8 protein-coding genes and 2 pseudogenes are annotated in these 10,312 nt (G+C 64.5%); 7 read left to right on the top strand and 3 right to left on the bottom strand.

The genetic code is table 11. The features are described from left to right. The 3 genes and pseudogenes from AC27KI_RS13990 to AC27KI_RS13980 form a co-directional block, all read right to left on the bottom strand. Window positions 1-281 (bottom strand): annotated as a pseudogene (locus tag AC27KI_RS13990) (PhoH family protein); the annotation flags it as partial. A 154-nt stretch (window positions 282-435) separates the two neighbouring features. Further along, on the bottom strand, window positions 436-921 hold the full coding sequence (locus AC27KI_RS13985; protein ID WP_272551605.1) for a peroxiredoxin: 486 nt from the start codon (window positions 919-921) through the stop codon (window positions 436-438). 163 nt (window positions 922-1,084) lie between these two features. Beyond that, complete coding sequence (locus AC27KI_RS13980) at window positions 1,085-1,456, bottom strand: Mth938-like domain-containing protein (RefSeq protein WP_487114339.1); 372 nt, start codon at window positions 1,454-1,456, stop codon at window positions 1,085-1,087. Between the two features lie 171 nt (window positions 1,457-1,627). On the opposite strand from AC27KI_RS13980, the gene AC27KI_RS13975 reads away from it, so the two are divergent. The 7 genes and pseudogenes from AC27KI_RS13975 to AC27KI_RS13945 form a co-directional block, all read left to right on the top strand. After that, a complete protein-coding gene (locus tag AC27KI_RS13975; protein WP_284405962.1) occupies window positions 1,628-2,857 on the top strand; it encodes a pyridoxal phosphate-dependent aminotransferase in 1,230 nt (409 codons plus the stop codon). 76 nt (window positions 2,858-2,933) lie between these two features. Then, window positions 2,934-4,295, top strand: coding sequence for a homoserine dehydrogenase (locus AC27KI_RS13970; protein ID WP_487114337.1), 1,362 nt, complete (start codon window positions 2,934-2,936; stop codon window positions 4,293-4,295). 26 nt (window positions 4,296-4,321) lie between these two features. Continuing rightward, window positions 4,322-5,653: a hypothetical protein gene (locus tag AC27KI_RS13965; protein WP_487114335.1), complete on the top strand. Its 1,332-nt coding sequence runs from the start codon at window positions 4,322-4,324 to the stop codon at window positions 5,651-5,653. 22 nt (window positions 5,654-5,675) lie between these two features. After that, a complete protein-coding gene (locus AC27KI_RS13960; RefSeq protein WP_487114333.1) occupies window positions 5,676-7,994 on the top strand; it encodes a tetratricopeptide repeat protein in 2,319 nt (772 codons plus the stop codon). Next, window positions 7,991-9,418 carry a threonine synthase gene (gene thrC / locus AC27KI_RS13955; protein WP_487114331.1) on the top strand — a complete coding sequence of 476 codons (1,428 nt, stop codon included), beginning with the start codon at window positions 7,991-7,993 and terminating at the stop codon, window positions 9,416-9,418. Before AC27KI_RS13960 ends, thrC begins: the two co-directional genes overlap by 4 nt. A gap of 96 nt (window positions 9,419-9,514) precedes the next feature. Continuing rightward, entirely contained in the window at window positions 9,515-10,072 is a 558-nt protein-coding gene (gene mobB / locus AC27KI_RS13950; RefSeq protein WP_284411331.1) for a molybdopterin-guanine dinucleotide biosynthesis protein B, read from the top strand. A 24-nt stretch (window positions 10,073-10,096) separates the two neighbouring features. Next, a pseudogene (locus AC27KI_RS13945) lies at window positions 10,097-10,312 on the top strand (hypothetical protein); the annotation flags it as partial.

Genomic DNA, 10,312 nt, shown 5'->3' with positions numbered 1-10,312 from the left:
GGGCGGCGCGACGGCGCGCGCTGCCCGGGTTGCGGCGGTGCCTCGCTGGCCACTGGCGCGGGGGCGCGTGCGGCAGTGCTTTCAGTGCGGGGTGCCGCATCGCGGGCGGACGGGGCCGTGCGCGCGGGCTTGCGGGTGGAACGGGTGGCGGGAGGGTTGGCGGATTCGAAGGCTTCGACCGGTTCGTCAACGGCGGTCAGGTCCGCACGGGCCGCGGTCTGGTGGTAAGCATCCGGAGAAAGCAGCGCGGCGCGCCGGGTGGGGGCGGGGGGCAGGGGCATGGTGCAATGGCCTCGATGGGATGTTCAGAAAGCAAAAAGCCGCCTGGAGGCCAAGGCGGCTTTTGGGTGAGGGGAGGGCGTTGCGTTTCTCAGCAGCATCGACCCATTATGCATGCTCCCCATGACGGGCCGCGGCAGCCTGCCGCAGCCGGCTTCAGGCAGCTTTCTTGAGGGCCTTGATGGACTTCACGGCCTTGAGCACTTCGTCCACATGGCCCGGCACCTTGAGGCCGCGCCATTCGTGGGCGAGGATGCCGTCGGGGCCGACCAGGAACGTGCTGCGTTCGATGCCCTTGACCTTCTTGCCGTACATGATCTTGTTCTTGACCACGCCGAACATGTGGCACATTTTTTCTTCGGTGTCGGCAATCAGTTCGAACGGGAGTTCGAGCTTTTCCTTGAAGTCGTCGTGCGACTTCATGTTGTCGCGCGACACGCCGAAGACGGCTGCGCCGGCCTTGACGAAATCTTTGTACTTGTCGCGGAACTGCATGGCTTCGGTGGTGCAGCCAGGGGTGTTGTCCTTGGGATAGAAGTACAGAATCAGAACCTGGCCAAGATGCGAGGTATTGGAGACCTTGATCCCCCCGGTCGCGTTGGCTTCAAATTCAGGTAGGGGTTTGTTGACAACGATCGCCATGGCACTCAATCTCTCAGGATGAAAGTCGTTGAAAAGCCGGGGGAGCGGTGTGTGTTATTGCTCTTGGAGGGCCCCCGACCGCAACCGGAGATTTTACCTTGAAACGGACTCTTTCGCACTCTTTCAGGCCCTGCAGTCTGTAACCAAAGTACACAACTGGCGGTCAATGCTCCAGCAGCAGGGCGGCGACCACGTTGCGCCCCTCGCCCGCCAGGATGTTGTAGGTGCGGCAGGCCGCCGGGGTGTCCATGGTCTCCAGCCCCATGCGCTTGGCCATCAGCGGCTGCAGCCAGGCGGGCGGCGGAAAGCGGTTGCGCGTGCCGCTGCCGAAAAGGATGAGTTCCGCATCGAGCCCGGCCAGTTGTGCGAAGTGCGCCGGCGTCAGGTCTTCGAAGCGCGTGCAGTCCCACGCCTGGCGCAGCCCGCGCGAGCCGAGGATCACGCTCGTCGTGAGCTTTTCGCCGTCCACGCCGATCCAGCCGGGGCCGTAGGCGCTGATGGTCTGCGTTTCGGAGCGGTCGGGCTGGAATTTCATGCGTTGGGGGCGGGGAGCCCGTTCGGGAAAAGGGGGCGCTGCAAGGGGCCAAAGGCCCCGGGGCGCTGCGGGAACTGTGGTCAAATTATAGGTTTCGCCACAGAGGCAATGCCTCCTGGCGGGTCTCTGAGTCCCCCCGTGTCCGGCTCCCGTCCTTTTTTTCGCCAGCGCATGAAGACCATCCACAAATCCGCGAAGCTCAATAACGTTCTCTACGATGTCCGGGGCCCGATCGTGGACGCGGCCAAGCAGATGGAGGACGAGGGGCAGAAGATCATCAAGCTGAACATCGGCAACCTCGCGCCGTTCGGCTTCGACGCCCCCGAGGAAATCCAGCAGGACATGATCCGCAACCTGCCCAACTCGGCGGGCTATTCGGACAGCAAGGGCATCTTCGGCGCGCGCAAGGCGGTGATGCACTACAGCCAGCAGCAGGGCGTGGCGGGCGTGACGCTCGACGACATCTACCTGGGCAACGGCGCGAGCGACCTGATCGGCATGGCCACCAACGCGCTGCTCGACGACGGCGACGAACTGCTGGTGCCCGCGCCCGACTACCCCCTGTGGACCGCCGTCGCCAGCCTGTCGGGCGGCAAGCCCGTGCACTACCTGTGCGACGAGGCCAACGGCTGGATGCCTGACCTGGACGACATCCGCGCCAAGATCACGCCGCGCACCAAGGGGCTGGTGGTCATCAACCCCAACAACCCCACGGGCGCGATGTATTCGGACGAGCTGCTCAAGGCCCTGGTGCAGATCGCCCGCGAGCACGGCCTGGTGCTGCTGGCCGACGAGGTGTACGACAAGGTGCTGTACGACGGCGTCACGCACACGGCGCTCGCCAGCCTGTCCACCGACGTGCTCACGCTGACCTTCAACTCGCTCTCCAAGGCCTACCGCTCGTGCGGCTACCGCGCGGGCTGGATGGTGATCTCGGGCAACAAGGAAGTGGCCCGCGATTACATCGAGGGCATCAACATGCTCGCCAACATCAAGCTGGGCTCCAACGTGCCCGGCCAGTGGGCCATCCAGACGGCGCTGGGCGGCTACCAGAGCATCAACGACCTGGTCCGGGAAGGCGGGCGCCTGCGGCGCCAGCGCGACCTGGCCTATGAACTCATCTCGGCGATCCCGGGCGTGAGCTGCGTGAAACCCAAGGCGGCGCTCTACATGTTCCCCCGCCTGGACCCCGCGATGTACCCCATCGCCGACGACCGCCAATTCTTCATGGAGGTGTTGCGCGCCACGCGCGTGATGCTGGTGCAGGGCTCGGGCTTCAATTACCCCGACCAACAGCACTTCCGCATCGTGTTCCTGCCGCACGAGGACGACCTGCGCGTGGCCATCGGCCGCCTGGCGGATTTCCTCGCCCGGTACCGGCAGCAGCATGGCACCGCCTGATTTTTTACTCCTATTTTCATAGCTGCCAGCGCATATTCAACTAGCGCTGCAGTGCAATTTGACTGGTAATTCGATCATGAAACCGATCCAAGTGGGCCTGCTGGGCATTGGCACCGTCGGCAGCGGCGTCTTCAACGTGCTGCAACGCAACCAGGAGGAAATCCGCCGCCGCGCCGGCCGTGGCATCGAGATCGCCATGGTGGCCGACCTCGACGCGGCCCGCGCCAGGACCGTCGTGGGTGACACCGCCCAGGTGGTGAGCGATGCGCGCGCCGTCATCGCCAACCCCGACATCGACATCGTGGTCGAGCTGATCGGCGGCTACGGCATCGCCAAGGCCCTGGTGCTGGAGGCCATCGCCGCCGGCAAGCACGTGGTCACCGCCAACAAGGCGCTGCTGGCCGTGCACGGCACCGAGATCTTCGCGGCCGCGTCGGCCAAGGGCGTGATGGTGGCCTTCGAGGCCGCCGTGGCCGGGGGCATCCCGATCATCAAGGCGCTGCGCGAGGGGCTCACCGCCAACCGCATCCAGTGGATCGCCGGCATCATCAACGGCACCACCAACTTCATCCTGTCCGAGATGCGCGACAAGGGCCTGGATTTCGACGTGGTGCTGAAAGAGGCGCAGCGACTGGGCTATGCCGAGGCCGACCCGACCTTCGACATCGAGGGCGTGGACGCCGCGCACAAGGCCACCATCATGTCGGCCATCGCCTTTGGCATCCCGGTGCAGTTCGACAAGGCCTATGTGGAAGGCATCACCAAGCTCGGCGCGGCCGACATCCGCTACGCTGAGCAACTGGGCTACCGCATCAAGCTGCTGGGCATCGCCAAGCGCCGCTCCGGCGCGGGCGCGGCCTCCGGCCAGACCGACGGCGTGGAGCTGCGCGTGCACCCCACGCTCGTGCCCGCGAAGCGCCTGATCGCCAACGTGGAAGGCGCCATGAACGCCGTGGTGGTGCAGGGCGATGCCGTGGGCACCACGCTCTACTACGGCAAGGGCGCCGGCAGCGAGCCCACGGCCAGCGCCGTGATCGCCGACCTGGTGGACATCGCCCGCCTGGCCTCGGTCGACCCCGAGCACCGCGTGCCGCACCTGGCCTTCCAGTCGCACACGCTCGACCAGGCCATGGGCACGCTGCCCGTGCTGCCCATGAGCGAGGTGGTCACCAGCTACTACCTGCGCCTGCGCGTGGCCGACGAGGCCGGCGTGCTGGCCAAGGTCACGGGCCTGCTCGCCACGGCCGGCATCAGCATCGACGCGGTGCTGCAGCGCGAGGCCGATGAGGTGGGCGGCGAGGGTTCCACGCAGACCGACCTCATCATCCTCACGCACGACACGCGCGAGGGCACGATGAACGACGCCATCGCGCAGATGCAGGCGCTGCCCACGGTGCTGGGCCCCATCACGCGCATCCGCAAGGAAGAACTCAACTAAAAGGTGCCTGCAAAGCAGGCTGTGCCATGACCATGAACCCTGAAGCGCTAGAGCGTTTTCTGACCGACTTCACGAACGCGGTTCGGGTGGATGTCACTCCCACCTATGAAGCGCTGTTGAGGGAGCATCGCTATGTGCACGGATTGCACGGGCAGCGCGATGCTGTGGCGCGTCTCAAGAGAGAGATCCTGCGCCTGGAGGGCGGCGGGGTGTTCTTGTTCACGGGCCAGATCGGCAGTGGCAAAAGCACGGAACTGATGCGTTTGCGCTCAGAGATTGCCAGCCCGCAGGTGAAGGCCTACTACTGCGATCTGACCGACTGGTTGAACCTCAACGAGCCGGTCACGCTGGGCAGCTTTCTGGTGGCGCTGCTGTCTGCCTGGGTGCAAGAGGCCGGCAGCATTCAGGGGCGGCAAACGCCGGCGGAACGCTTGCGGGACTTTTTCAGCAAAACCCAACTGCTTCCACAAGGGTTCGACCTGGGCATAGATGCCGCTGGGCTCAAAGCGAAAGTGGGGTTCGCACTTCAAACCGATCCTTCCTTTCGACATCATGTATCGGATGCGCTCAAGAACCGCCAGTCCAGCATCGTCAGCCAAGCCCATGATTTCGTGCGGCGCCTGAAAGACGACCTGTGCTCTCAGGGCGAAAAATGCGTCCTCATTGCGGATTCGCTCGAAAAGCTCCGCGGCTATGGCGAACAAAGCGAAAGCATCTACACCAGCCTGCAGCAGCTCTTTTTGAGTGATGGCGCGGCCCTGCGGCTGCCGGGCCTGCATGTGGTGTATTCGGTGTCGCCCTTTCTCATCGAGCAGAACAACCAGTTGCCAGCACAGTTGGGCGTGGGAGCGGTGGCCACCATGCCGTCCGTGCATGTCTTTCAACGCAATTCCGCCCAAGAGGACAAGGAGGGCGTGGACGCCATGTTGAGGCTCATCCAGGCTCGCTTCCCTCGCTGCATGGAGGTCTTCTCTGAGCAGCAACTGCGACACATTGCCATCCAGTGCGGCGGTGACCTGCGCGACTATCTGCGAAGCATCCGGGTGGTTTTGAGCGATGACATCGTCAGGCTGCCCGTCAGCGATGGCATGGTTGAATATGCACTGCAGCAAATCGCTCCGCCCAAGGCCATTCCCAATGAGCATGTGGCGTGGCTGGCACGGCTGGAGGCATCACATGAGCCCGAGCTGTCGGAAAAAATCACCTCCCTGACCTTGCAGCAGTACCTAACCAGCAAGCATGTGCTGGCCTACCTGAACGGAAGTGCATGGTATGCCGTGCATCCCATGCTGCGCGATTGGGTCCAAAGCAGGGCGGCGGCATTGAAAGCCAGTGCCACTGCCGCTGCATCCGGCTGACGTGGCTGCTTCCCGCCATGCCTTGACCACGCCGGCCGAGTACGAGGCCTTGCGACGCATGCGCCGCCTGGTGCTGCGATCCGATGGGGCCTGCTTGATTTTTGTCTGGTCGTCTGATGCCCGGCAACTGGATGCTGTGCGCGAACACCTGGACAGCCGCCTGCGTGCCCGCGCCCAAAGGGTGCGCTGCCTCCGGTTGCCGTCGCATGCCTTGCCGGATGCCATGGCGGACACTGTGCAACCCTGGCTGCAACAAGTGCTGGAGCCCGATCCGGGCGATGAGCGCAATGCCATCTGGCTGCAGTGGGATGCGCAGGCCAGCACTCCACCCGAGGGAGCGGAGTACCCGGTCCTGAGGTATTTTCTGGCGCGCTTGAATGAGCGCCGCGCGCAAGCATTGGGCCATCCGCGTGCCTTGGTCATTGCTGCTCCGGTGGGGGCGGATGCTTTGGCGGCGGCGGTGGCGCCGGATCTGTGGTCGGTGCGAAGCCTGAGCCTCGAACTGCCTCGCGCTGTTGCGCCCAGCCTGTCCGAACTCCCTGAACTGGTTACTGCCCACGAGGTACTGCCCGCTTCGACATCCTCGCTGCGGTTGCAGGAGAAGATGTGGAACCAGGCTTGGCGTGCTTACCGCAAGAAAAAGCCACGGAAGAAGAGCAGTCATCGGCGCCCAACCGATGCGCGGATCAATGTCAACTTGGGCTTGGCCTTGGTCGAAAAAGCAATACAGCAGCAGGAATTGGCATTGGCGGAGAAAACGTTGAAGCAGTTGGAGACGCTGCTTCCATCAAAGGCCTTGGACGGGCCAGATAGCCTTTTTGAAAATGTGGCAATGCGGCAGTTGGTGCAGGTCATGTTTTTGGGATTGTGGGGCGAAGTACAAAAGTCGCGGGGCCAACTTAATACAGCCTTGGACTATTACGAACAAAGTTTGAAGTTGGCTGAGGCGTTGGCGCAAAGCACTGAGCAGTCCCCAAAGGCGCTGCGCAGCCTATCAGTTACGTTGAACAAGCTGGGCGATCTGCAATGGGCGCTAGGCCGAGCGGACGCGGCGCGCGATCACTACGAGCGCAGCCTGCAATTGAGACAGCAGTTGGCGGCAGGTAACGATTCGTCCCCGCAAGCGCTGCGCGACCTTTCTGTGTCTTTGGAAAAGATGGGCGACGTTCTTAAAGCACTAGCGCAGCTAGATTCGGCGCGCGGGCATCATGAGCGCAGCCTGCAACTGAGAGAGCAATTGGCGGTAGGTGCCGATTCGTCCTCGCAGGCGCTGCGCGACCTGTCTGTGTCTTTGAACAAGGTGGGCGACGTGCTGGAAGCGCTGGGTCAGCTTGACGCTGCGCGCGGGCACCATGAGCGCAGCCTGCAATTGAGGGAGCAGTTGGCGGCAGGTGCCGATTCGTCCCCGCAGGCGCTGCGCGACCTGTCTGTTTCTTTGGAAAAGATGGGCGACGTTCTTGAAGCACTGGGGCAGGTAGATGCGGCGCGCAGTCAACATGAGCGCAGTCTGCAATTGAGGGAGCAGTTGGCGGCTCGTGCCGATCCGTCGCCCCAGGCGCTGCGCGACTTGGCTGTGTCTTTGAGCAAGATGGGCGAAGTCCTGCAAGCGATGGGTCAGCTAGATGTGGCACTCGGCCACTGCCAGCGAAGTCTCCAGCTGGATGAGCAGCTGGTGGCACGCACCGACCATGCCCCGCAAGCGTTGCGCGACCTGTCTGTGTCTTTGAGCAAGATGGGTGACGTGCTGCAAGCTCTGGATCAACTGGACGCGGCGCAAGGTCACTATGAGCGCAGCCTGCAATTGAGGGAGCAGTTGGCGGGGCGTGCCGATCCGTCTCTGCGGGCGCTGCGCGACCTGTCTGTGTCTTTGAGCAAGATGGGCGAAGTCCTGCAAGCGATGGGCCAGCTAAATGCGGCACTCGGCCACTGCGAGCGAAGTCTCCAACTGGATGAGCAGTTGGTGGCACGCACCGACCATGCCCCGCAGGCGCTGCGTGACCTGTCGATATCCCTGAGTCGTATAGGCGATATCCAGCAAGCGCTGGGCCGGTCGATTGCAGCGCGAGGGCACTACGAACGCAGCTTGCAGTTGGACGAGCAGTTGGTGGCGCTGACGGATCGCGCCCCCGACTCCTTGCGCGATTGGGCTGTGGCCTTGTTGAATTTGCTGCCGTTATGTGACGGGTCCAAGTCCAATGCCTTTCCTCGCATCCACCGGGAGTGGCTGGCCGATGCGATAGCCCAGGCGCGGGATCGGCCTTCAGACCAGCCTTTGGCCGACAATCTTCAACACCTGTGGGACGTTTTGAACAAGTCCGCAACACCGGATCAATCGATATGAAGTACATCAGCACCCGCGGCCACGCCGACCGCAAGCATTTCTGCGACATCCTGCTGGAGGGCCTCGCGCCCGATGGCGGCCTGTACCTGCCCGAGCGCTACCCGCAGATCGACGACGCGGCGCTCACCCGCCTGCGCCGTGCCTACCACGAGCAGGGCTACGCGGAGCTGGCCTTCCAGATCCTGTCGCTCTACATCGACGACATTCCCGCGGCGGATCTCAAGCGCCTGTGCGAGAAGACGTACACGGCCGAGGTGTTCGGCACCGGCGAGATCGTGCCGCTGCGCCACCTGGAAAACAGCCTGTGGCTCGAAGCCCTGTCCAACGGCCCCACGCTGGCCTTCAAGGACATGGCGATGCAACTGCTGGGCAACCTGTTCGAATACGAACTGGCGCGCCGCGGCGAGACGCTCAACATCCTGGGCGCGACCAGCGGCGACACCGGCAGCGCCGCCGAATACGCCATGAAGGGCAAGCAGGGCGTGCGCGTGTTCATGACCAGCCCGCACGGCCGCATGAGCGCGTTCCAGCAGGCGCAGATGTTCAGCCTGCAGGACGAGAACATCCACAACCTCGCCATCGAGGGCGTGTTCGACGATTGCCAGGACATCGTCAAGGCCGTGAGCAACGACCTGGCCTTCAAGCGCCAGTACAAGATCGGCACGGTCAATTCGATCAACTGGGCGCGCCTGCTGGCGCAGGTGGTGTACTACTTCGCCGGCTACGTGCAGGCCACCGACACCAACGACCAGAAGGTGAGCTTCACCGTGCCGTCGGGCAACTTCGGCAACGTCTGCGCGGGCCACGTGGCGCGCATGATGGGCCTGCCGATCGACCAGCTGGTGGTGGCGACGAACGAGAACGATGTGCTGGACGAGTTCTTCCGCACGGGCGTGTACCGCGTGCGCGGCAGCGCCGACACGCACGAGACCTCCAGCCCGTCCATGGACATCAGCAAGGCGAGCAACTTCGAGCGCTTCGTGTTCGACCTGCTCGGCCGCGACGGCGCCCGCACGCAGGCGCTGTTCGGTGAGGCCCTGGCCCGGGACGGCGCGTTCGACCTGAGCGGCGATCCCGCGTTTGCCGAGGCGGCGGGGCGCTACGGCTTCGTGAGCGGCAAGAGCACGCACGCAGACCGCATCGCGACCATCCGCGACACGTTCCAGCGTTTCGGCGTGACGATCGACACCCACACCGCCGACGGCGTGAAGGTGGCGCGCGAGCACATCCGTCCCGGCGTGCCGATGCTGGTACTGGAAACCGCGCTGCCGATCAAGTTCGCCGAGACCATCGTCGAGGCGCTGGGCCAACCGCCCGAGCGGCCGGCCAAGTTCGAGGGCATCGAGGCGCTGCCCAAGCGTGTGCAGGTCATGCCGGCCGACGTGGTGCTGGTCAAGGCCTACATCAGCCGCCACTGCGCCTGAGTTCTTCCAGGCGGGTTTTGTGCCGAATCGGGCCGATGCCCTAGTGCTTATTTTCCCTTTTGCTATTGAATTAATAGCAAATCCCAGGAGGTCGCAATGAAGGTGGTGGGCTTTGCCGGGTTCTCGGGCAGCGGCAAGACCACGCTGATCGAGCGGCTCATTCCGGCGCTGGGCCAGCGCGGGCAGCGCGTGTCGGTGGTCAAGCACGCGCACCACCGGTTCGACGTCGATCACCCCGGCAAGGACACCTGGCGCCACCGCGAGGCCGGGGCGTTCGAGGTGGTGGCGGCTTCGGACCGACGGATGGTGCTGATGCGCGAGTTCGCCCAGCCCACCGAGCCCGACGTGCACGGCCTGCTGGCCGAACTGGACAACCGGGTGGACTGGGCCCTGGTGGAGGGCTTCAAGGAATGCGATCTGCCCAAGGTGGAGGTGTGGCGCTCGCCGTCGCCCGATGACACCGAGCGCAGCGTGCGCTATCCGCAGGACCCGTTCGTCGTCGCCGTGGTGACCGATGCCCCCGCCCGCCTGCCCGTGCCCACCGGGCTGCCTGTCTTCGATGGCTGGGCCGGCCCGGTCGATGCCCTGGCCGACTGGCTGATCGCCCAGGGGCCACGCTTTCACTATGTTCCGCCACCGCCTGGAGTCCGCTGAATGCCTGCTGCCGCCCGCCCCCCGATGAAGCCCCTGGACGAGGCGCTGGCCGACCTGCTGGCCCATGCCGTGCCGCTGGCCGGCACCGACACGGTGGACACGTTCGAGGCCGATGGCCGCGTGCTGGCCGTGGCGGCCGTCTCGCCGCTGCAGGTGCCGCCCCATGACAACAGCGCCATGGACGGCTATGCCGTGCGCCGGGCCGACTTGGGCCGCTGCCGGGGGCGCAGCTGCCCGTGT

The organism is Acidovorax sp. KPB24-03, from assembly GCF_057546605.1.
Note: the sequence above shows the minus strand (reverse complement) of the source record. Positions and strands in the feature narration are given on the sequence as shown.

Bases quoted from the DNA above. Each gene is read 5' to 3' on its own strand.
- AC27KI_RS13985 (WP_272551605.1), bottom strand. From the start codon at position 921: ATGGCGATCGTTGTCAACAAACCCCTACCTGAATTTGAAGCCAACGCG.
- AC27KI_RS13980 (WP_487114339.1), bottom strand. From the start codon at position 1,456: ATGAAATTCCAGCCCGACCGCTCCGAAACGCAGACCATCAGCGCCTAC.
- AC27KI_RS13975 (WP_284405962.1), top strand. From the start codon at position 1,628: ATGAAGACCATCCACAAATCCGCGAAGCTCAATAACGTTCTCTACGAT.
- thrC (WP_487114331.1), top strand. From the start codon at position 7,991: ATGAAGTACATCAGCACCCGCGGCCACGCCGACCGCAAGCATTTCTGC.
- AC27KI_RS13965 (WP_487114335.1), top strand. From the start codon at position 4,322: ATGACCATGAACCCTGAAGCGCTAGAGCGTTTTCTGACCGACTTCACG.
- mobB (WP_284411331.1), top strand. From the start codon at position 9,515: ATGAAGGTGGTGGGCTTTGCCGGGTTCTCGGGCAGCGGCAAGACCACG.
- AC27KI_RS13970 (WP_487114337.1), top strand. From the start codon at position 2,934: ATGAAACCGATCCAAGTGGGCCTGCTGGGCATTGGCACCGTCGGCAGC.